Annotated in this window: 17 protein-coding genes and 1 tRNA gene; 3 read left to right on the top strand and 15 right to left on the bottom strand. The window is 71.8% G+C overall.

Annotated features, from left to right (window positions below; all coding sequences use genetic code 11):
• The first annotated feature begins 4 nt into the window (after positions 1 to 4).
• Genes B6G06_RS01235 through B6G06_RS01225 form a run of 3 tightly spaced genes read left to right on the top strand, consistent with a single transcriptional unit; the run spans position 5 to position 3,217 of the window.
• Positions 5 to 841 (top strand): ABC transporter permease, encoded by an 837-nt coding sequence (locus B6G06_RS01235; RefSeq protein WP_081170553.1) that lies wholly within the window; start codon positions 5 to 7, stop codon positions 839 to 841.
• A gap of 10 nt (positions 842 to 851) precedes the next feature.
• Positions 852 to 2,486, top strand: a complete 1,635-nt coding sequence (locus B6G06_RS01230) for a sensor histidine kinase (RefSeq protein WP_240494073.1) — start codon at positions 852 to 854, stop codon at positions 2,484 to 2,486.
• Positions 2,468 to 3,217: a response regulator gene (locus tag B6G06_RS01225; RefSeq protein WP_080463219.1), complete on the top strand. Its 750-nt coding sequence runs from the start codon at positions 2,468 to 2,470 to the stop codon at positions 3,215 to 3,217. Before B6G06_RS01230 ends, B6G06_RS01225 begins: the two co-directional genes overlap by 19 nt.
• A gap of 58 nt (positions 3,218 to 3,275) precedes the next feature.
• Here B6G06_RS01225 and pth read toward each other — a convergent pair whose 3' ends face one another.
• From pth to B6G06_RS01145, 15 genes are all read right to left on the bottom strand, one after another.
• The gene (gene pth, locus B6G06_RS01220; RefSeq protein WP_081170551.1) at positions 3,276 to 3,872 is read right to left on the bottom strand and encodes an aminoacyl-tRNA hydrolase; all 597 of its coding nucleotides are present in this window, start codon (positions 3,870 to 3,872) and stop codon (positions 3,276 to 3,278) included.
• 22 nt (positions 3,873 to 3,894) lie between these two features.
• Positions 3,895 to 4,500, bottom strand: coding sequence for a 50S ribosomal protein L25/general stress protein Ctc (locus B6G06_RS01215; RefSeq protein ID WP_080463221.1), 606 nt, complete (start codon positions 4,498 to 4,500; stop codon positions 3,895 to 3,897).
• Between the two features lie 409 nt (positions 4,501 to 4,909).
• Entirely contained in the window at positions 4,910 to 5,836 is a 927-nt protein-coding gene (locus B6G06_RS01205) for a type I 3-dehydroquinate dehydratase (RefSeq protein WP_081170548.1), read from the bottom strand.
• On the bottom strand, positions 5,829 to 6,806 hold the full coding sequence (locus B6G06_RS01200; RefSeq protein WP_081170546.1) for a Ppx/GppA phosphatase family protein: 978 nt from the start codon (positions 6,804 to 6,806) through the stop codon (positions 5,829 to 5,831). The genes B6G06_RS01205 and B6G06_RS01200 overlap by 8 nt, the downstream gene beginning before the upstream one ends.
• 36 nt (positions 6,807 to 6,842) lie before the next feature.
• A complete protein-coding gene (locus B6G06_RS01195) occupies positions 6,843 to 7,349 on the bottom strand; it encodes a DUF501 domain-containing protein (protein WP_095532522.1) in 507 nt (168 codons plus the stop codon).
• A gap of 68 nt (positions 7,350 to 7,417) precedes the next feature.
• A complete protein-coding gene (locus tag B6G06_RS01190; RefSeq protein WP_080463224.1) occupies positions 7,418 to 8,131 on the bottom strand; it encodes an FtsB family cell division protein in 714 nt (237 codons plus the stop codon).
• 196 nt (positions 8,132 to 8,327) lie between these two features.
• Positions 8,328 to 9,614 carry a phosphopyruvate hydratase gene (gene eno, locus B6G06_RS01185; RefSeq protein ID WP_081170544.1) on the bottom strand — a complete coding sequence of 429 codons (1,287 nt, stop codon included), beginning with the start codon at positions 9,612 to 9,614 and terminating at the stop codon, positions 8,328 to 8,330.
• 172 nt (positions 9,615 to 9,786) lie between these two features.
• Entirely contained in the window at positions 9,787 to 10,374 is a 588-nt protein-coding gene (locus B6G06_RS01180; RefSeq protein WP_081170542.1) for a hypothetical protein, read from the bottom strand.
• Between the two features lie 127 nt (positions 10,375 to 10,501).
• Positions 10,502 to 14,188 carry a transcription-repair coupling factor gene (mfd, locus tag B6G06_RS01175; RefSeq protein ID WP_081170540.1) on the bottom strand — a complete coding sequence of 1,229 codons (3,687 nt, stop codon included), beginning with the start codon at positions 14,186 to 14,188 and terminating at the stop codon, positions 10,502 to 10,504.
• A gap of 98 nt (positions 14,189 to 14,286) precedes the next feature.
• Complete coding sequence (locus B6G06_RS01170; protein ID WP_080463228.1) at positions 14,287 to 15,735, bottom strand: hypothetical protein; 1,449 nt, start codon at positions 15,733 to 15,735, stop codon at positions 14,287 to 14,289.
• Positions 15,736 to 15,838: 103 nt separating this feature from the next.
• The gene (locus tag B6G06_RS01165; protein ID WP_080463229.1) at positions 15,839 to 16,486 is read right to left on the bottom strand and encodes a hypothetical protein; all 648 of its coding nucleotides are present in this window, start codon (positions 16,484 to 16,486) and stop codon (positions 15,839 to 15,841) included.
• A gap of 103 nt (positions 16,487 to 16,589) precedes the next feature.
• On the bottom strand, positions 16,590 to 19,811 hold the full coding sequence (locus B6G06_RS01160; RefSeq protein WP_081170536.1) for a PKD domain-containing protein: 3,222 nt from the start codon (positions 19,809 to 19,811) through the stop codon (positions 16,590 to 16,592).
• A 349-nt stretch (positions 19,812 to 20,160) separates the two neighbouring features.
• Positions 20,161 to 21,144, bottom strand: coding sequence for a ribose-phosphate diphosphokinase (locus tag B6G06_RS01155; protein ID WP_080463231.1), 984 nt, complete (start codon positions 21,142 to 21,144; stop codon positions 20,161 to 20,163).
• A 58-nt stretch (positions 21,145 to 21,202) separates the two neighbouring features.
• Positions 21,203 to 22,222, bottom strand: a complete 1,020-nt coding sequence (locus B6G06_RS01150) for a bifunctional UDP-N-acetylglucosamine diphosphorylase/glucosamine-1-phosphate N-acetyltransferase GlmU (protein WP_081170534.1) — start codon at positions 22,220 to 22,222, stop codon at positions 21,203 to 21,205.
• Between the two features lie 109 nt (positions 22,223 to 22,331).
• Positions 22,332 to 22,403: transfer RNA gene (locus B6G06_RS01145), tRNA-Gln, on the bottom strand.
• Positions 22,404 to 22,451: the final 48 nt, after the last annotated feature.

Genomic DNA, 22,451 nt, shown 5'->3' with positions numbered 1-22,451 from the left:
CCCCATGACCGCACCCACCACCCCCGGCACTGCACAGCGAGCCACCCGCGCCCCCCGCATCAACGGCAAGCAGACCTTCGGCCGCGCCCTGCGCTCGGAATGGCTCAAGCTCCGCACCCTGCGCTCGACCTGGATCGCCTCCGCCATCACCATGAGCATCACCGTCCTCTTCGGCGCCGGCATCACCATCGCCTTCGGCATATCCTCGAATTCCGATTTGCCCGCAAACGCGGCCGACAACATCGCCGCCGGGACGCCCTTCGGGCAGATCGCCGTCGCCGTGCTCGCCGCCCTCATGATCACCGGCGAGTACGCCTCCGGCCAGATCCGCTCCACCCTGACCGCCACCCCCACCCGCTCACAGGTCTTCGCGGCCAAGTCCCTGGTCACAGCTATCTTCGCCTTCCTCCTCGGAGCCGTCTCCGTCCTCCTGGCCTGGGCCATCTCCGCTCCGTTCATCGGGGACCACGCGGTGTCCCTGACCGACGCCGAGTACGCCGGCTACATCTGGGGGGCAGGCCTCGGCTTCGCCGCCATCGCGCTGATGGGCCTCGCCCTGGGATTCATCTTCCGCTCCACCGCCGGGGCGATCTCATTGGCGGTCGTCCTCCTCTTCGTCATCACCATCCCCTTCAGCATCTTGTCGTTGCGGTTCGAGTGGGCCAAGAATCTGGCCGAGACCCTGCCCGGCAACGCCGTGCTCGCCCTGACCGACCCCTTCGCCCGGGCCCACTCCTGGAGCGGCTTCCTCAACCACTGGCAGGCCGCTCTCGTGTCCTGCGCCTGGTTCATCATTCCCACGATCATCGCTTACACGGTCTTCTCCCGGCGCGATGCCTGATGATCATCCGATGAGCCCAGCGCCCCTCAACGAGCCCGCCGCAGCCCTCCCGGGGGCTGCGGCGGGCCTCGCCATCCCCGGGCCCGAAGCCGCTCCGGAGACCCCGCCCCAGTCCCGCTCCCCCGAGGGCGGCCAGGGCCGATGTCCCCGACGCCGGCGCCTGCGCGCCATCGGGGCGTCCATGCCGCCGATCGCGGTGGACCTGCTCATCACCGCGGCGGTCGCAGGGCTCTCCCTGACGGTCACCCTCAACACCCTCCTCGGTCTCGAGGCCCTCGGCGCCGGCTCCAGCACGCAACCGTGGCTGCCGTTCTCCGTCGTCATCTCAGCGCTGTGCCCGGCCTGCCTGCTCCTCCGGCGGCGGGCCGCCCGCCTCGCCTGGGCCGTGGTGACCCTGGCACTACCGGTCCACCACATCGCTCTGATGCTCCTCTGGCTCGATGACCTCCGCGCGGCCCCCGTCCTCGACATCGTCCCCCACTTCTTCCTGCCGGCAGCCTCGATCATCCTCGGGACGATCGCCGCCCGCTCCCCCTTGCGCCACGGCTGCGGCGCCGCCCTGATCACGACTCTCACCGCCATCATCAGCCAAGCCGGATTCGACGCGGTGATCAATCGGATGGATCCGGTTGAGCTCCTCTCCTCGCGCATGATCATGCAGAACTCCTTCGTCATCGTGCTCCTCAACCTGGGCGGCACGGCAATCGGCCTGACGATCCGCACCCAGCGGGCCCGGCTGACCCGTGAGCTCGAGCGGTCCCATCGGATCGCCCTGGAGAGGGAGCAGGCGAGCCTCCTGGCGGTCGCCGCCGAGCGCTCCCGCATCGCCCGCGAGATGCACGACGTCGTCGCCCACTCCCTGGCCGTCATGGTCACCATGGCCGACGGCGCGGCGGCCTCCCTCGACCGGAATCCCGAGATGGCCCGGCAGGCGATCGCGGCACTGGCGCAGACGGGCCGCAGCGCCCTGGCCGACACGCGGAGGCTCGTCGGCGTGCTGCGCGAAGACCCGCAGGTCGGCGCCCTCACGACCCGCGCCACCGGCGTGGCTGACGACTCGACCGACATCGACGGCAAGCGCATCAAGGACCTCCCCGTCCCCGAGTTCGCCCCTCCCGGCACGGTCGCGCCGCGCGAGCCCACAACCGCCGTCGCCAACCTGCGGCGCGCCGCCGCAGCCCACGCGGACGGCAGCGGCGGCGATGCGGTCCCCATGAGACCGGCCCCCGAGCAGGCGGATCTCCAAATCCTCGTCGACCGCCTCGCCTCCGCGGGAATCCCGATCACCTACTCCTGGCGGGGGCGCGACCTTCCTGAGGACCGAGGGCTGCAGATGACCCTCTTCCGCCTCGCCCAGGAGTCCCTGACCAACGTGCTCCGCTATGCCCCCACCACGAGCAGGGTGAGCGTTGACGTCCAGAGGCGCATCGGGACCGCCGTGCTCACGGTGGACAACGAGGCCGCCCCCGGCACCACCCCCATGCACGGCTCGGGGAAAGGACTCATCGGCATGCGGGAGCGCGCAGCCGTCTATGGTGGCAGCGTTCAAGCAGGGCCCCGCGCCTCGGGATGGCGCGTACGCGCGGTCCTGCGCTGGGACGAGGAGGACCAGGAGGGATCCGCGCCATGGCAGATGCCCATGTGAACGGGGCCGATACGGCCGAGCAGACCGACCCCGCGCCCAAAGCGGCGTCGCCGGAGGGCGCCGGCGCCCCGGTGCGCGTGATCCTGGCCGACGACCAGTCCCTCATGCGCATGGGATTCCACATGGTCCTCGACGCCGAGGAGGGCATCGAGGTCGTCGGCGAGGCCTCCGACGGCACGGCCGCCGTCGCCCAGGCCCGAGCCCTCCAACCCGACGTCATCCTCATGGACGTGCGCATGCCCGGCATGGACGGCATCGAGGCCACCGCGAGGATCACCGCCGAGTGCCCGCAGACGCGTGTCCTCATCCTGACCACCTTCGACCTGGACGAGTACGCCTTCGCGGGCCTGCGGGCCGGGGCCTCGGGGTTCCTGCTCAAGGACACCCGGCCCACCGAGCTCGCTGAGGCGATCCGCACCGTGGCCGGCGGGGAGGCGGTGGTCTCGCCGCGCATCACGCGCCGGATGCTGGAGATGTTCGCGGGCGACCTGCCGAACGCGGCCAGCGCCCCCGACTCCGAGGACCCGCGCCTGGTATCGCTGACCCCCCGCGAGAGGGAGATCCTCATCCTCATGGCCCAGGGCATGAGCAACCAGGAGATCGCGGACGAGCTCATCGTCTCCACGACCACGGTCAAAACCCATGTGGGCAACGTCCTGGCCAAGCTGGACGTGCGGGACCGGGTGCAGGCCGTCGTCGTCGCCTACGAGACGGGACTCATGGCGCCCTGAGTGAGACAGGGGGGCGCGGCGGGCCCCGAAGCCGCCCGGCCCCTCTCGCCCCTTCCCTTCAGGCGGAGTGGAGCCGCCGCTGGGCGGCGTCGAGTCCGAGGAACACCACGCTCTCGACGGCGTCGGCGGCCTCCTCGCAGGTGACCGCCCACTCGGAGCGCTCACGCGCCGGGAAGTCCGAGAGCACGAAGTCGGCCGGGTCCTGGCGACCGGGCGGCCGGCCGATGCCCACGCGCAGGCGGGCGTAGTCGCGCGTGCCCAGGGCCTGGGAGATCGACCTCAATCCGTTGTGCCCGCCCTCGCCACCGCCGCGCTTGAGACGCATCTCATGGGGACTGATGTCGAGCTCGTCATGGATGACGAGCAGGCGCGCGGCGGGGTCGACGCCGTAGAACCGCACGAGGGCCTTGACCGGGCCACCGGAGACGTTCATGAAGGCCTCCGGGCGGGCGAGGATGACGCGCGGCCCCGGCGCGCCGCCGGACAGGAGGCCGAGGCGGACCTCAGTGACGCGGGCGCGGGCCTTGTGGCGGGAGAGCCGGGACCCGGTCCGCCCCGCCAGAGCGTCGATCACCATATGACCGATGTTGTGGCGGTTGTGGGCGTACCGGGCCTCGGGGTTCCCCAGGCCGACGATGAGCCAGGGGCCGCTCATGGGCGTTGGCCGCGCGTGCGCGTCACTCGGCGGCCGGGGCGGCCTCGGAGCCGGCGCCGGCCTCGGCGGCGTCGCCCGCATCGTGGGTCGTCGGGATCGTCACGTTGACGACAGCGAGCTCGGCGTCGGAGATCGCCTCGACGCCCTCGGGCAGGGCCAGGTCGGCCACGGTGATGATGGTGCCGCCCTCGACGCCGGTGATGTCGACGCCGATGGCCTCGGGGATGGCGATGGCCGGCGCGGTGACCTCGACGTGGTCGAGCTCGATCATGTGGATGGTGCCGGGAGCGGAGGTGCCCATGACGTTGACCGGCACCTCGACGTCGACGCGCTCATTGCGGTTGACCAGGAGGAAGTCGACGTGCTGCACGCCGGGGCGGATGGGGTGGCGCTGGATGTCCTTGACGATGGCGAGCAGGTCCTGGCCCTCCAGGTCGATGTTGATCAGGGCGTTCTCGTTGCCGCGCAGAGCGAGGCGAGTGGCGTGCTCCTCGAGGAGGATGTGGCGGGGCTCGGAGCCGTGGCCGTAGACGACGGCGGGGCACCGGCCATCGCGGCGGGCCTGGCGGGCGGCGCCCTTGCCGGAGCCGGTGCGGATGGTGGCCTTGAGGGTGATGGCGTTGGACATCTGGGTCTCCTGGGGAGGGCGGGGCGCGCCCCGCGCGTCGGTGGTCCGGCGTGGCGCGACGACGCGCGGCACGCTCCGGTGCCACCACGTCGATCACGGATGCACGCGCTCGCGCGTGTCCCTCGCCGGGGTTTCGGGCCAACAGTACGGCACACCGCCGGGTGCGGGCCAGGCGAGAGCCGGTGAGGCGGGCCACCCCGGGCGCCGTCATCGCGTCTGGGAGGCAGCCGGGTCGCCGGCCTCATGATCGCCGCGACCGCGCTCGCCGAGGACATGCCTCTCCTCACGCGCAATCCGGAGGTTCTCCGAGGGCTCGACGAGTTGATCACCGTCGTTGCGCTGTAGCGGGATTCGGCGAGGCTCATCGATTCCCCGACGCTCCCGGACGCTCTCGGGACAGGGCCCAGCGTCAGTCGGCCTGTGGAAAACCGCCCGGTATCGTTCCTGTTTTCGACCGGTCTCGGTGGGAGAGGAGGGCGGCGATGGTGGGCTGGCCGGGGGCTGAGGCTGCGGCGGGATCGGCGCTGAGGGCGGCGAAGGTGAGGGCGGAGCCGTAGCGCCAGCCCTCCAGGCGACTGCGCCGCCCTCGCTCCCCCATGGAGATGACCGCCACCGGGATGCTGAGACAGGCCCGGGCCCGCGCCGTCACCTGGAGCGCGCGGTCGACGTCCTCCTCGCTGCGCGGCATGACGGCGATCTTCGCGCAATCGGCGCCGCCGGTCTCCATCCGCTCCAGCCTCTCCAGCATCTCCCCGTCCGGCGGGGTGGCGGTGAAGTCGTGGCTCGACGCGACGACGGCGATCCCCGCCTCGTGGGCCCGCGCCGCCAGGGCGGGCAGGGCGCCGGTGGACAGCTCGACGTCGAGCGCGTCAGCGACCGCGTGCCCGGCGCGATGCTCGGCCTGGAGGTCGATGAGCGCGCCCAGGGCCTCGGCCTGCTCGCGCGGATCCATGGCCGCGCCACCGCCCTCGCGCCGGCTGCGCGCGGTGGCGAGCAGAGGCGTGCCGGTGGGGGCCAGGGCCGCGGAGACCGCGAGGACGGCCTCATGCCAGAAGGCGGCCTGGGCCTGCGGTCCGGCGGCCTGCGGCGATGAGAGCAGGTCGAGCCGGAGCTCGACGAGATCCGCTCCGGCCGCCGCCGCCGCGAGCGCCTGGGCGAGCGCGGAGCCTGAGTCCCCAGCGCTATCGGCGCCATCGATGGCGCCGGCTGTCGTGGCCACGGCGACGACCACGCGCTCCCCGCCGAGCTCGGCGGCCCCGATCCTCGCGGGGCGCGGGCAGAGCGGCGAACCAGGCGACGGGGTCCGGCCCGCCCCCGTGGCGGGAGCCTCAGCCACGGCGCCGCTCCCCGCCGTCGACCAGGGACAGGGCGATGCCGTCGAGGATGTCGGTGAGCGAGGTGATCGCGGACTCCAGGGGGCGCCCGGCCTCGCCCGTGCGCTCGGCGACCCGGCCGATGACTTCGGACCATACGAGGGCTCCCGCGGCGATGACGTCGCGCCGCCCCGGGCGCAGGTAGCCCCAGGACTCGCGCTCGGCCGCCGTCGAGCGAAGGATCGCCTCGCAGGAGGCCAGCACGGTGCCCAGCGGCAGGCGGGAGCCGTGGATTGAGTCGGGCTCGAAGTCCGCCAGGCTCAGGGCGTGGGCGGTGATCGTGGTGATCGTGCCGGCCAGGCCCACGATCTCCTCGGCGGCGCCCAGGTCCATGACCTCCTCGGCGCGGTCGAGGAGATCGCGCACATGCGCCCGGGCGGCGGCCTCGGCCGCGCGGGTGACGCCGTCGGCGAGGTAGCGCTCGGTGACGCGCACGGAGCCGGTGTCCAGGGAGATCGCAGCCTCGGGCACGCGCGCGCCGAGGACCAGTTCGGTGGAGCCGCCGCCGAGGTCGACGACGAGGCGCCGCCGGATGCCCTGCGCGCCGAGGAGAGAACCGGCGAAGGACAGGCGGGCCTCCTCCTGACCGGAGACGACCTCGGGCTCGATGCCGAGGCGCCGGCGGACGCCATCGACGAAGACGTCCCGGTTGCTCGCGTCCCTCGTGGCGGAGGTTGCGACGAAGCGCGTGCGCTGAGCGCCGGTGGCCCGGATGCGCTCGGCGTAGTCGGTGACGACATCCAGGGTGCGCTCAAGGGCCCCATCATCGAGGCGACCGGTCCTGTCCACGCCCTGACCGAGGCGCACGATCATCGAATGCCGTTGGACTCTCTCCAGGCGCCAGCCGGTGGGTCCGCCGTCGGGGTGGGCGTCGGCGATGAGCAGGCGGATCGTATTCGTGCCGCAGTCGATCGCGGCAACGCGGGTGGGCATGGGCGCCATGGATCCTCCGAGCAGGGTCGGCAGTGGTCAGCAGCTGCAGCGGCGATCGTCCCACAGGCCGCGCTCGCGCAGGGCCTCCAGGGTGAGATCGCCGATCGGGTTGATGCCCGGGCCGGCGGCCAGGGCGTGCCCGAGGAGGGCGTGGAGGCATTTGACGCGGGTGGGCATGCCGCCCGCGCTCACTGCCTCGATCTCATGGGGGGAGCCGAGCTCGGCGCGGGCGGCCAGGTAGTGCCCGTGGGCGCGCCCGTAGGCGTCGGCGAGAGCCTGGTCCTGGCCGAGGCGGGCGTTGAAGTCCTCCATGAGGTGCTCGGCCTCGAGGGTGGAGCAGCCGCGCACGGCGGCGGGGTGCGTGAGGTAGTAGCTGGTGGGGAAGGGGGAGCCGTCAGGGAGGCGGGGCGCCGTGCGCACGACGGTCGGGCGGCCGCACACGCAGCGCGCCGCGATGGAGACGACGCCGCGGGGCACGCGCCCGAGTTGCTCGGCCAGGGCGTCGAGATCGGCCTGGGAGACTTCCGGGGGGGATGGGGGCATGGGGTTCTCGCTCACCGTCGCATTCTCCTCCGGCCGCTCCTGCACTCCCCGCCCCGTCTGATCGGCGCTCATCTCGTGGCCTCGGGGGTGGCGGGCGCCGCGGGGGAGGCGCTCGGGCTCGCGGAGGGGCCGGCGGCCGGCGTCGTCGCGCCACCGGCGACGGCGGCGGACTCCGTGAGGGCGTCGTACCAGGGGGCGCGGGTCTCCTCCTTGGCGGCGGCCCGGGCATCGGCATCGGCCTGCGCCTGCACCTCGTCGGCGCCGACGACGACGTAGCTCTTCTCCCCCGGCATCACGTAGGAGAGGCGCTCGCGCGCCTGGGCGCGCACGTAGGCCTCGTCCTTCCACTGGGCCGCCTCCTGCTCGAGGGCGGTGGCGGTGGCCCTGGCGGCGTCGATCTGCCGGGCGACGGCGTCGTACCGGGCGCGCTGAGCCAGGTAGTGGTTGAGGGTGGGCAGGACGACGACGAGCGCGAGAATGAGCACGGCCGCGAGCACGAGCAGGCGGACGGGCAGGGCGAGACCCTCCGGGCCTCCAAGGCGCAGGACTATCGGGGTCGACGCCGGCTCAGCGGTGCCGGCCCGGGCCGAGCCGCGCTCGGACGTCGTGCTGGGCCGTTCAGGGCGGTCGGAGCGCTCGGGCCGTTCAGCGCGGCGGGGGCGAACGGCGTCGCCGGTATCGGTGGGGCGCCCGGGCCCGGTGCCGCGGGGGATCGTGCGCGGGGCGGGGCGCGCCTCGGAGCGGGCCCTCGGGCGGGCGGGGGTCGGGCGGCGCGGGCTCATGGGGCGATCCTGCCGCAGGGCCGGGCCTCCTCCAAGCAGGCGCACGCGGGAGTGGTACGGGCCATGGGCGCGGAAGGATCACGGGGCGGTAGAGGCCAAAAGGCCTCGCGCGGGCCGGCGGTCACCGGCCCGCGCGAGGCGGTGTGGGCGTCAGATCGCCCCGATCCAAGGGCGGGCACGGCGCCCGGCCCCGGGCTCAGGCCTTGAAACGCGGGAAGGCGGAGGCGCCGGCGTAGACGGCGGCCTCGCCGAGGGACTCCTCGATGCGCAGGAGCTGGTTGTACTTGTTGATGCGCTCGCCGCGGGCCGGGGCACCGGTCTTGATCTGGCCGGAGTTGGTGGCCACGGCGAGGTCGGCGATGGTGACGTCCTCGGTCTCACCGGAGCGGTGGGAGGTCATCGACTTGTAACCGGCGCGGTGCGCCATCTCGACGGCCTCGAGGGTCTCGGTGAGCGAGCCGATCTGGTTGACCTTGACCAGGAGGGCGTTGGCGGCTCCGAGCTCGATGCCCTTGGCGAGGCGCTCGGGGTTGGTGACGAAGAAGTCGTCGCCGACGATCTGGACGCGGTCGCCGATGCGGTCGGTGAGGGCCTTCCAGTCATCCCACTCGTCCTCGCTCAGCGGGTCCTCGATGGAGACGATCGGGAAGTCGGTGATGAGCTTCTCGTAGTAGTCGACCATGAAGGCGTTGTCGCGGGCCTCGCCCTCGAAGTTGTACGTCTTGGTCGCCTCGTCGAAGAACTCGGTAGAGGCGACGTCCATGGCCAGCGCGACATCGGCGCCCGGCTTGTAACCGGCCTTCTCGATGGCCTCGACGATGAGCTCGAGGGCCTCGCGGTTGGAGTCGAGGTTGGGGGCGAAACCGCCCTCGTCGCCCAGGCCGGTGGACAGGCCGCGGCCCTTGACGACGGCCTTGAGGGAGTGGTAGACCTCGGCGCCCATGCGCAGGGCCTCGCGGAAGGTCTTGGCGCCGATGGGGGCGATCATGAACTCTTGGATGTCCACGTTGGAGTCGGCGTGGGAGCCACCGTTCATGATGTTCATCATCGGGACGGGCAGGACGTGGGCGTTCGGGCCGCCGACGTACTGGAAGAGCTCGAGGCCGGCGGAGTCGGCGGAGGCGGCAGCGGCGGCCAGGGAGACGCCGAGGATGGCGTTGGCGCCGAGCTTGCCCTTGTTGGGGGTGCCGTCCAGGTCGATCATGAGCTGGTCGAGGCCGCGCTGGTCGGCGGCGTCGTAGCCGATGATCTCGGGGGCGATGGTCTCGTTGACGTTGGCGACGGCCTTCTCGACGCCCTTGCCGAGGTAACGGCCCTTGTCGCCGTCGCGCAGCTCGACGGCCTCGAACGCGCCGGTGGAGGCGCCCGAGGGGACGGCGGCGCGGGCGAAGGAGCCGTCCTCCAGGAGGATCTCGACCTCGAGGGTCGGGTTGCCGCGGGAGTCGAGGATTTCGCGGGCGTGAACGTTCTCGATGAGGGCCACTTGGTGCTCCTTTGTCGTGTGAACCGATCGGGGTGATCCGGATGCGATCCCAAGCCTACCGGGATGAGCAGGTCCGCACGAGGGCCATGGTCCCCGGATCGGCGGAGTTCACGTCCGGCGAGCACGCGTCCCGAACCCGGCCCCGGGCGCGGGACGCGGCGGCACTTCGGCGTCAGCGCGCGGCCGGCTGCTGCGCGCCGCGCTCCGGGGGGACGGGCCCGGCCGCGGAGGGAGCGAGGAGCCAGGGGCGGGCACTCGAGTAGCGCGGGGAGACCTCGACCTCCGCGGCACCGTCGATCCGCTGGATGTCGGCCTGCGCCTGCGCGGCCCGCGGGGCGCCGATGCCGCCCCGGCCGGGGTTGGAGATGATGCCGTACAGGTAGGTGGCGCGCATCGCCCGCCGCGCCTGGACGGAGTGCCTGCCCTTGCCGATCTGGTCGTCGAGCAGGAGATCGACCTGCTCATCGCTCACGGCCAGGCCCTGGGACGCGCAGACCTCCTCGATGATGTCGGCGGAGAGGAGGAGCCTGAGCGTCCCGGAGACGGGCCAGTTCAACGGCTTGAGCTCTTCAGCGGCCTCCTGAAGCTCCCTCTCCGTGATCGTCGTCGAGTGGGTGGTGCCATCGAGCCCCGTGTAGGAGGACGTAGCGGCGATGCCGGGCCGGACGGAGCAGGCCCCCAGGGCCGAAGCGCCGAGCAGGAGGGCCGCGGCGGCGGCGAGCAGTCGGGGCGCGCGGGAGGCGATCCGGGGAGCGGTCACAGTGCTTCTCCTGTTCTCACGGCGAGTCACCAAGCCATCGTATCCCCGAGTGGCGCCATCCACGCCGAGTGGAGCGTTCTACCCGCACCACTCGGTGAATCCCGCACCACTGGGGGCGAAGGATCGATCAACGGCGGCGCCGGTATGCGGTGGCCTCGGCCTCGTAGTCGGCCTCCCCGGCCACGACGGCGCGCAGCAGCACCTCTGCCCAGCGCAGGAGGGCCTCTCCCTCGATCGGCCCGCCGCCCATGCGCGCCGCGCCGGGGGCGGGCACCACGATGGTACGGGTGGCGGGCTTGATCGTCGTGCCCGGGTAGAGGCGGGTGAGCCTCATCCGACTGGATTCGGGCAGCTCCACGGGCGCGAAGCGGATGGACTTGCCCTGGGCCACGATCTCGCGCACCCCCAGCCCGGCCGCGAGCGCGCGCAGCCGAGCCAGCGCGGCCAGACGCGTCACCGGTTCGGGCACGGGTCCGTAACGATCGGCGAGCTCATCCAGCACGTCGGCCACCTGCTCATCGCTGCGGGCGGCGGCGAACTTCGTGTAGGCCTCCAGGCGCAGGCGCTCGTGGGGCACGTAGTCCTCGGGGATGGTGGCGTCCACGGGCAGCTCGATGCGCAGCTCGTCCTCGCCATCGTCCGCGACGCCGGCCCCCTGCCCCATCCCCAGGGAGCGCTTGTAGGCGGCCACGGCGTCGGAGACCATGCGCATGTACAGGTCGAAGCCGACCCCGGCGATATGACCGGACTGCTCCCCGCCCAGCAGGTTCCCGGCACCGCGGATCTCCAGGTCCTTCATGGCCACCTGCATGCCGGCACCAAGGTCGGTGTTGGTGGCGATAGTGCGCAGGCGCTCCAGGGCGGTCTCGGTCAGCGGCTTGTCCGCGGGGTAGAGGAAATAGGCGTAGGCGCGCTCGCGTCCCCGGCCCACACGCCCGCGCAGCTGGTGGAGCTGGGACAGGCCGAAGCGGTCAGCGCGGTCGACGATGAGGGTGTTCGCGTTGGAGACGTCCAAGCCGGTCTCGACGATCGTCGTGCACACGAGGACGTCGATCCGCTTGCGCCAGAAGTCGTCGATGACGGCCTCGAGCCGGGCCTCGCTCATCTGCCCGTGGGCGGTGGCCACGCGCGCCTCGGGAACGAGCTCGGCGATCCGGGCGGCGACGCGGTCGATGTCGGAGACGCGGTTGTGGACGAGGAAGACCTGCCCGTCGCGCAGGAGCTCGCGGCGGATGGCGGCACCGACCTGCTTGGTCTCCCAGGCCCCCACGTAGGTGAGGATGGGGTGGCGGTCCTCGGGCGGAGTGGCCAGGGTGGACATCTCGCGAATACCGGTCACCGCCATCTCCAGGGTGCGGGGAATGGGTGTGGCGGACATGGCCAGGACGTCGACATCGGTGCGCAGGGCCTTGAGCGCTTCCTTGTGCTCGACGCCGAAGCGCTGCTCCTCGTCGATGATGAGCAGGCCGAGGTCCTTGAAGCGCACCTGCCCAGTGATGAGGCGGTGGGTGCCGACGACGACATCGATGGAGCCGTCGGCGAGCCCGGCCAGGACCTCGGCGGACTCGGCCTCGGATTGGAAGCGGGAGAGCTGGGCGACGCGCACGGGGAAGCCCGCGTAGCGCTCGGCGAAGGTCTGCGCGTGCTGACTGACCAGCAGGGTCGTGGGGGCCAGGACCGCGACCTGCTTGCCATCGGCCACGGCCTTGAAGGCGGCGCGCACGGCGACCTCGGTCTTGCCGTAGCCGACGTCGCCCATGATGAGGCGGTCCATGGGCTGGGGCCTCTCCATGTCGGCCTTGACGTCGTCGATGGTGGCCAACTGGTCGGGGGTCTCGGTGTAGGGGAAGGCCTCTTCGAGCTCGGCCTGCCAGGGGGTGTCGGGACCGAAGGCGTGCCCTGCGGCAGCGGCGCGGGCGGCGTAGAGGCGCACGAGCTCGCCGGCGATCTCGCGGACGGCCTTGCGCGCCTTGGACTTGGTCTTGGCCCAGTCGGCGCCGCCCATCTTGTTCAGGGCCGGCGCATCCCCGCCGACGTACTTGGTGACCTGATCGAGGGAGTCGGTGGGGACCATGAGCCGGTCGCCGCTCTGGCCGCGCTTGGAGGGCGCGTACTCGATCACGAGGTACTCCCGGGTGGCGGCGCTCTTGCCCGTGCCGACGGCGCGGCGCCGCAGCTCGATGAATCGCCCGACGCCGTGCTGGGCGTGGACGACGAGGTCGCCGGGGCGCAGGGACAGGGGGTCGACGGAGGCGCGGGAGCGGCGGGCGGGCAGGGCCTTGGGGCCGCGCGGGCCGGTGGAGGCGCGCCCGGTGAGGTCCGACTCGGCGATGAGGGCGAGACGCGGCCCCTCGGCGACGAAGCCGTGGCCGGCGGAGGCCTGGGTGATGCGCACGACGCCGTCGCCCCGCGGCCCATCGTCGGCGACGGACCACCCGAGATCGGCGGGCTCGTCGAGCTGGGTGACGATGCGGGCGGGCACATCGCCGTCGGCGAGCAGCTGGGCCATGCGGCGGCCGGGCCCGGGCCCGTCGGTGGCCACGACAACGCCCCACCCCTCGCGGGCCATGCGGCCGAGGTCCATGACGGCCTCGTCGAGACGGCCCCGGTAGCCGGCGGGATCGCGCAGCGCCGGCGCCGTCGCATCCGGGGAGGAGGCCAGGGAGGTGAGCGACCACCAGCCCAGGTTGCTGGACAGGGCCAGCGCTCGGGCCTCGCCGAGGCTCGCGAAGGCGGCGGCGGACAGGTCCACGGGGACAGTTCCGCCGGAGGCGGCGGAGGTCCAGGCGGCGGCGAGGAACTCGGAGGTGGTGGCCACGAGGTCCTCGGCGCGCCTGCGGATGCGCTCGGGCTCCAGGGCGACGACGAGTCGTGGCCCGACGAGGTCGAGGACGGGCACCATGCGAGGGGCGAGCACGGGAGCGAGGGACTCCATGCCCTCGCAGGGGATGCCCTCGGCGATCTTGTCGAGCATGTCGGCGGCTCCCGGGATCGCCCCGGTCAGTGCCCGGGCGCGCTCGCGCACGGCGTCGGTGAGGAGCAGCTCGCGGCAGGGATGGAGGGTGGCGCCGTCCAGCTCCTCCACTGTGCGCTGATCGGCAACGGCGAAGGAGGAGACGGATTCGATGTCGTCGCCGAAGAAGTCGACGCGCACGGGGCGCGGCAGTGTGGGGGGGAAGACGTCGAGGATGCCGCCGCGCACGGCGAACTCGCCGCGCGCCTCCACCATATCCACCCGGGCGTAGGCGGCGTCGGCCAGTCGGGCGGCGATGGCCTCCAGGCCCTCACTGGGGCCGGCGGCGAGTCGGATGGGCTCGATCTCCCCCAGGCCGTCGATGACGGGCGCGAGCAGGGCGCGGATGGGGACGACGAGGACGCGGATGGGGCCATCGGCACTCGCGGGCCCCTCGACGGGGTGAGCGAGACGGCGCAGGACCGCGAGCCTGGTGGCCACGGTGTCCGCCCGCGGCGAGAGACGCTCGTGGGGCAGGGTCTCCCAGGCGGGGAGGACCGCGATATCGGTGGGCGGCAGGTAGCAGGCGAGGGCGGCGGCGAGCTCCTCGGCGTCGCGGCCGGTGGCGGTGACGACGAGCAGTGGCGTCCCCTCACCCCCGGCGCCGGAGGCGCCGGGCTCCACCCCGACGGCGCGAGCGACGCCGCGCTCCCCCATCGCCATGGCGGCGAGGATCGCGGGGCGCGCCCCGGAGGCGACGACGGCGCTGTTCTCGCCTCGCCGGGTCGCGGCGGCGGTGCGGACGAGCTCGGCGATCGCGGGGTCGGCCAGGAGCGGGGGGAGGAGGGCGGTCAGTCGCACGCGGAGAGTCTAGAGGCGCCGGGGACAGGGGCCGAGCCGAGGGGCGGGAGGGCGCTCACCCGCCGGCCATCGACGCGGGGCGGAATACCGCCGCGCTCCTATCCCGGGTGATGGGCGCGGCGGGAGGCGGAAATGGGCGAGGTGTCGGCCGACGAGCTGATCGGCACTCCGGGCCCGGGGACGGCGGCGCTCGGCGCGGCGACGGGCGCCGGGACCCCGTCGGGAGAACCGGCCACTGCCCCGCCGTCGGCGGAGAGCGGGGCCTGGGCGCGCTCGCCGTCGTCGATCTCGCCGGGTTCCCAGCGCTCCTGGGGCAGCCCGGCTGCGTCGGCCCTCCCCTCGCGCTCGGCGGCGCTGGCAGCGACGCTCGCCCCCGCGATCACCCAGACCACGGTGGACAGCTGGGTGATGAAGGCGACGGATACGAAGGCCGGGATCATGGAGGCGATGGCGACCTGGGCGGCGTTGCCACGGCCGCCCAGCACACGCAGGACGACGTAGAGCGCGCCGATGATGAAGGGGATGACGGGCGCCCAGCCGTAGCGGAGGGCGGCCAGGAGCACCTGGTCGTCGATGGAGCGGAAACCCTCCCAGTACACCGTGCCGTTGCGGACGGTGCGGGCGGGCGAGGCCCCGATAAGCACCAGTCGTTTGACCAGGATGAGCAGTTGCCCCCGATACTCCGCGCTGCCTTCCTGCTCGTCACCGGCCTTGGCGAAGACGCGCAGCAGCACGGGGGCGACGACGAACGTCCCCGCGATCAGCGTGATGAGGGTGGCCGAGCGCCAGGAGGGGGTCAGGTCGGTGCGTAGGATCGTCAGGGAGAGGATGAGGGCGATGACGGCGCCGAGGATGCCCGCGCGCGACAGGGAGGGCAGGGTGACGCCGACGAGCGCCGCCATCCCGGCGATCCTCGCCCATGAGGGCCAGCGGGCGATGGCCACCATGGGGATGCCCGCCGCCATGGACACGCCGAAGACGATCGAGTGGCCGAAGGCCCCCTCGATGCGGGGCAGTCCGGCGCGGATCTGGATCTCCGCCCAGTAGGCGTAGGCGCGGGTGGGAAACTCGATGAGCACGAAGGGATTGATGCGGGTGAGTGCCTCGAAGTAGCCGAGCGCGGCGGCGATGAGCCACACGGTGGCGATGGTGGTGGCGAAATCCCTCAGTCCGATCCTCTCCACGAGCATGCGCCCGGCGAAGTAGGCAGGCACGGCGTCGAGGATGAGCTCGCCCAGGACCGTGTTCGTCGAGGCCCCCGCGACCAGCGAGATCGCCACGAGGGCGAAGCCCGTGCAGATGAGGAGATCGCCCGGGGTGAGCCTCCAGGAGAAGTCGGCGGCCAGCGCCAGGCACACGAGTATGCAGACCCCGGCGGCCGGCGGGATGATGAGGCCGACGTTCACGGTCATCCAGATGCCCATGAGGGCGATGGCGACCGCGACGAGCCTGGCGCCGACGATCGGCCTGCGCCGAACCGTCCACAGGATCATCGCGATGACCGGGTAGGACAGGAGGACGATGGCCGCGAGCAGAAGCATCTGCATGATCGGGCCCTCCTCTCTTCCCGCGACGGCGCCCCCGAGGAGGCGCTAAGAGGCTACTACGCGCTCCCCGCCACCGCGCAGGGGTGCGGGTCAGACGGTGGTGTCAGGACGCTGAGCCCTGGAAGACGACGGCGGGCTGTCCTGGCTCGATCGTGACGGTGACGGTGACCCGGTCGCGGGCATCCGCGGGCACGGAGAAGCGGAAGGACCCGGTGGCGGTCTGCCCCGCGGCGACGCTGCTGGGCAGTTCGGTGCCCTCGGCGGCTCTGAGGGGGGCGGCCGGGGTGGCGTCCCCGCCGTAGGTGAGGGTGGCCAGAGCACCGGACAGGTCGACGTCCTGGGCGCCCGCCGTGACGGAGAGATTGACCTGGAGCGCGGCGCCGCCGATCTCGCCGGGGACGATGGCATCCCCGGAGACCTCGATGGCCTCGAGGGAGGTGATGGCGACAGTCGCGTCCCCGGAGGTCGCGGTCTGGTCCAAGGCCACGGGCGAGGCGGAGGGCTCCACATAGCCGGCCTGGCCGGGCTGAAGGCTCTGGGGATCGGCGGACTGGGCGTCCTCAGTGCTCGCGGCGACCACCGGGGTCGGCTCGGTGGTGGCTCCGGCCGTCTCGGTGGTGGTCACCGGCGGCATGGACTCGGTGTCCGCGGCGCTGGTCGACGCGGAGTCGCTCGAGCAGCCGGCGAGGATCACCGCTGAGAGGACGAGGGCGGAGGCCCGGAGGATCCGGGGACTTATCTGAGATGACATGGTGTCTTCCGTGGGATCGTTGGGATCGGGTGGGGAGCGCCGGCCGGCGGCGGTGTGGTATCGGCCGCCGCCGGCCGGCGCCGGTGTCAGTTCGGGGTCACTGCTAAATGGTACGCACCCGGAGATCGGAGACGAGGACCTTGTTGGTCAGCGAGGTCGCCGAGCCGGAGAGGTAGGTCCCCATGAGGACCGAGCCGGGGCCCTGAATCTGCTCGGTGGAATCCGTGGCGGTCAGGGTCGGCGCGGTGGGCTCCTGCTCACCATCGGGCCAGACAGTGGCCGTCAGGGTGGTGCTGCCCGTGCCGACGGCGGAGGTCTTCACGTTGATCTTAGTGCCCATGGCCCAACGGGTCGGCAACGTGGTCTGGGTGAGGACCTTCTCAGTCCCTCCGACCTGCGAGGTGAGGAGCACGAGCACTTCGCCGGTGCTCTTGACATGGATCTTCGTGGCGTAGGCGCCCGAGGCGGTGGAGCGGGGGAAGAAGGAGGCGTAGACGCCACCACCGGTGGGAACCTCGGCGAGGGTGAAGCTGGAAGCCAGCTCCGTCGACGATGAGGACACCTTGGGCAGCATGGCCGTGGACATCCAGCCGGCCCGGTTCAGAGCGATGGCGCCGACGCTGTCAGCCGTGGAGAAGCGCGAGGGGGAGGAGAGCTTCCAGGCGCCTGCGACCTTGGCGTCGGGCCAGCCCTTCTCCTGGGCCTTCGCGAAGTCGGCCTGGGCGATGATGCCCTGACCCTGCGGGACGTCGGCGACGGTGATGGTCTGGCTGGTGGACTTGCGGGTACCGGTGTTGTCGGTGACCGTGAGGGTCAGCGTGTAATTGCCGGCCGCGGTGTAGGTGTGCGTGGCGGTGGAGCCGGTGGCGGTGGTCCCATCGCCGAAGTCCCACTCGTATGACTCGATCGTGCCGTCGGGGTCGGCCGAGCCGGCGCCGTCAGCGGTCACGGCCAAGCCGGCGACCTGCGGGCGGATGACGGGACGGGGCGCCGCGTTGTCCTTCTGGCCCGCGCGCTGGCTCACCTGCGCATCGGTCAGCTGGGTGTGGTAGATGGCGGTGGAGTCCACGGTCGCCTCGAGAGTCCCCGGGGCCGCCTCAACACCGGGCCACCCCGACAGGGTGCTCAGGCCGAGGCGCCAGGAGCCGGAGAAGTTCTGCGCGGTGGTCACCGATTTGTCGGAGGCGGCAAGCTGGCCGTCGACGTAGAGGTGCTGGCCGCCCGTACCCAGGGTGGCGACGACGTGGTGCCACTTGCCGTCATTGAGGCCGGACCGCGACTCAACGACCTTGACCTGGCCGGGGTAGACACCGAAGCGGATGGCCCCATTGGGGGTCATGTAGAGGATGCGGTCGCGGTCGCCGTTCGCCTCGTAGCCGACGATGGCGCCGCCCTTGGTGGAGGTGGTGCGCACCCAGGTCTCGATGCTGAAGGTGTTGACCGGGCCGTCGGAGGCGGAGGAGACGGCGCCGGCGCGATCACTGATGCCCAGAGCCTTGGAACCGCTGCGGGAGCCCTCCTGACCGGGCTTCACACCGGATTGGCCAGTCATGTTGGCACCGCCGAGGACGTCCTTGAAGGTGGTCCCGGTCGACTCGTCGAAGGTCCACAGGTGCTTGGCCCCCAGCTCCGCCGCGCCGGCGTCGAGGTCGTCGAGGTCGGTGCCCTTGGCCACCTTGATGTTCATCGGCTCGCTGGCCAGCGTGTTGCCGCCGGCATCGGAGACGACGAGCCTGTAGGTGTGCTCGCCCGCGGGGGCGAGGTTGTCGCGCAGGGTCTTGCGGGACTCGCGGTTCCAGAAGCGATCGGAGACCGTGGTCGTGCTCACCGGGGCCGATCGGCCGTCACGGTAGAGCGAGTAGGTGAGGGTGGAGTCGTCGCGGTCCCAGGTGGGGGTGAAGGCGACGTCGACGGTGCCGTCGGCGGGGCTGGAGATGCGCGTGTCCAGGTCGGAGGCCTTGCCCTCGGGGGCGCGGCTCTTGGTGGCGCCTCGCTTGGGGAAGCGGACGAGCCCCTGCTGGGGCTTCCCGTCGACGGCGAGGAACTCGCCTCCGGCGACGATGTACTGGTCGTTGCCGGTCACATCCCAGGCGCCCTGGCCCAGGCCGGTGTAGGTGCCGGCGGACAGGTCGGGGAACCAGTCGATGATGCTGGGGGCGGTGCGCCCCGACCAGTCCTTGTAGCCATCGGTGCCCTTGCGGGAGACGGTCACCTCGCCGGTGGCGGTGTAGGAGGTGAGGCGGTACTGGCGCTGCCGGGTGCGGCCGTTCTCGTCCTTGTAGTAGGAGTCCGCGAATCCGCCGATGGTCTCGCAGGAGTGCGCGTGGCTGGCGACGTAGACCTGGTCGCTCGTGGGGTAGACGGCGTAGGAGTCACCGTGGCAGGGCTGCACCCAAGTCATGTTGCCGTTCCAGTCGGCCTTGAAGGTCCCCTCCAGGTTGGCATTGCGCACGGAGAAGGAGTAGCCGGTCCCGTACAGGCTGGTGCCGTCGGTCTTGAGGTCCGTGATGGCGCCGTAGACGCCGCCGTTGCGGACTTCGGAGTTGACGGGGGTGGACAGGACGGTGCCGTCGGAGGCGGAGACGAGGGCCAGGCCGTAGCCGGGATTGCTCGAGCCGTTGAGGGAGGTGAAGGAGCCGCCGATGGCGACCTTGGAGCCATCGGGCGAGATCTGCAGGGACCAGACCTGGGCGTTGCTGCCGTCGGCCTTGGGCGCCCAGGAGAGGGTCTCTCCGGTAGAGGCGCTCACCGCGGCCGCCTTGAGGCGCTGGACGCCGTTGACGTGCTTGAAGGCGCCTCCGGCGTAGACCGTGTTCCCACGCACGGCGATGGCCCGCACGGTGGTCTGGAACTGGGGCCGGAAGGTCGAGATGAGGGTGCCGGTGCCGTTCGAGATGTCGAAGGCGGCCATGGCGCTGTGCCACTCGTCGTTGACCTTGTTGAAGTCCCCGCCGACGTAGAGCGTGCGCTTGTCCTCCGACACAGCGAGGGCGCGCGCCTGGCCGTTGAGCGTCGGGGCGAAGTCCGCAATGAGCTCCCCGGTGCTCAGGCGGTAGGCCAGGAGGTTGGCTCGGGGCGTCTCCTGGGAGCCGGCGGGAGCGCCGTGGGGGCGGGCCTGGGTGAAGGAGCCTGCGACGTAGACGATGTCGCCGACGATGAGCTGGTCCCACACGACGCCGTTGATCTGCACGGTGGGCAGAGGATCGGCCGTGTAGTTGGACTGGGGACGGCCTGAGCTGTCGGCCTCGGCGGCAGCAGCGGTCGCCACGGGCAGGACGGTCAGGGCTAGGGGAAGGCAGGCGGCCAGTGCGGCCAATCTGCGCATGGAACGGTGAGAACTCACGGTACTAGACACTCCGGGACTGTGTAGACGAACCAAGGGAAACGTAAAGGTTCTCCGTTGATCAGGGCATGGCGCCGGCGGTTGGGGGGCGCAGGCGCCTGAGTGAGCCTAGAGCACTGGGGCACCGGAATGACAGCGTGGCTGATTATGGGTAATTCTGCGCTAAAAAGCGATACCCATCACTTTCGTATCGTTCCGATTACGACGATTCTCCGATCCACTCCGACCTGCGCCGGAGTGCGGGATCGACTTTAGGAGGAGGCGGGGAGGCCCGCCCCCCGGAGGGAGGGGAGGGCGAGACAACCCCTCACTTGAGGGGTAGTGAATCTCATCACACTTCGGTAGTGTCGAAGAGCTCGGCAACGGAGCCGTCGTCGAAGACCGCCTTGATGGCGCGGGCCAGCAGTGGGGCGATGGACAGGACGGTGAGCCGCTCGAATCGCTTCCCCTGGGGGATCGGCAGGGTGTCGGTGATGACGACCTCGCGGGCGCCGCAGGTGGCCAGGCGCTCGATGGCCGGGCCGGAGAGCACTCCGTGGGTGGCGGCGACGATGACGTCCTTCGCGCCGGCGTCGAGGACCACCTTGACGGCCTTGGCGATGGTGCCGCCGGTGTCGATCATGTCGTCGACGAGAACGCAGGAGCGCCCCTCGACGTCGCCGACGACGCGGTTGGCCACGGCCTCGTTGGGGCGGGTGATGTCCCGAGTCTTGTGGACGAAGGCCAGCGGCGAGCCGCCCAGGGCGTTGGCCCATCGCTCGGCGACGCGGATGCGGCCGGCGTCCGGGGAGACCACGGCGGCGTTGGTCACGTCGAGCCTGCCCTTGATGTAGTCCACGAGTACGGGCTGGGCCCACAGGTGGTCCCAGGGGCCATCGAAGAAGCCCTGCTCCTGAGCAGTGTGGAGATCGACGCTCATGATTCGGTCCGCGCCCGCTGCGGCGTACATGTCCGCCACGAGGCGGGCGCTGATGGGCTCGCGGCCCAGGTGCTTCTTGTCCTGGCGCGCGTAGGGGAAGAAGGGGGCCACCACCGTGATGCGCTTGGCCGAGGCGCGCTTGAGGGCGTCCACCATGATGAGCTGCTCCATGAGCCAGTCGTTGACTCGGTCCCCATGGGACTGCACGACGAAGACGTCGCAGCCGCGCACCGACTCGTTGAAGCGGACGTAGGTCTCCCCGTTGGCGAAGTCGTAAGCGGTCGAGGACAGGACCTCGGTGCCCAGCTCGCGCGCCACATCCAGGGCCAGCTGCGGGTGGGCCCGGCCGGAGACGATGACCAGTCGCTTCTCGCCGCTGGTGATGATGCCCGTCATGAAGTGATTCCCTTCGTTCGGGCCCGCCGGGCCCGGTCGGTGCGCGGAGCCTGGGCGGTCACGCGCCTGTGGTGCCGGAGCCCTGGGCGGGAACCGGCGTCTCGGCGTCGTACTGGGCGAAGGGCGCCACGACAGCGCCCGCCGGGATATCGACGTCGGCGAGGATGGCGTAGGCGCCGATGCGGGCGCCGGGGCCGATGCGGGTGGCGCCCCTCAGGAGGACGCCCGGCTCCAGGGACGCGTCCGGGCCGATCTCGACAGTGACGTCGACCCAGGTGGAGGAGGGATCGACGACGCCGACACCGGATTCCATCGCGCGGGCGAGGATGCGGCTGTTGAGCTCAGCGCCGAGGGCCGCGAGCTGGGCCCGGTCGTTGCAACCCTCGACGAGCCAGTGATCGGCCACGACGAGCGCGGAGGTGGAGCGGCCCGCGGCGCGGGCGTGGGCGACGACATCGGTGAGGTAGACCTCGCCCTGGTCGTTGTCCGTGCCCAGGGTGGCCAGGGCCGAGCGCAGGTGCGCCAGGTCGAAGGCGTAGACGCCCGCGTTGATCTCGGTGATGGCCCGCTGGGCCTCGGTGGCGTCGCGCTGCTCGACGATCGCCGAGACAGTGCCATCCGGCTCGCGCACGACGCGGCCGTAGCCGTGCGGGTCGTCGACGACGGCGGTCAGCAGGGTCACGGCGTCGCCCCGCTCATAGTGCTGGGCGACGAGGGCGGACAGGGTGGGGGTATCGAGCAGGGGCACGTCCCCGCTCGTGACGACGACGGCGCCCCCGGCATCCTCGGGCAGGGCCGCCAGGCCGCAGGCCACGGCGCGGCCGGTGCCGGGGATCTCATCCTGATCGGCCGGGATGGCGTCGGGGGCGACCTGCTCCAGGTGGGCGACGACGGCATCGCGCTCGTGGCGGACCACGACGACGAGGCGCTCGGGATCCAGGCCCCGGGCCGCGGTGACCGCGTGATCGAGAAGGCTGCGCCCGCCGATGCGGTGCAGGACCTTGGGGGTGGCGGAGCGCATGCGCGTGCCCTTGCCTGCGGCCATGACGATGACAGCGGCGGGAGTGGTGGGAGCCACGAGTCCTCTTCTCGCTCGAGATGGGCGTCCTGCGGCGCTGCCGGGAACATGACGCCCCGTGCTGGCCGAGCGGGCCGGTACGGGAACATCCTACGACGCCGCGCACCGGTTCCGCCCCCAGGATTCGAACCCGGGCCTCAAGGCTCCAAAGGCCTGCGTGCTGCCACTACACCAGGGCGGAATGCGCAGGCCACACCTGGTTCCGCGGAATCAGGCATGTTCCTGCGCG

It is taken from the genome of Actinomyces gaoshouyii (genome assembly GCF_002076915.1).
GTDB classification, from domain to species: domain Bacteria; phylum Actinomycetota; class Actinomycetes; order Actinomycetales; family Actinomycetaceae; genus Actinomyces; species Actinomyces gaoshouyii.
This window is presented reverse-complemented; position numbering and strand designations above follow the sequence as displayed.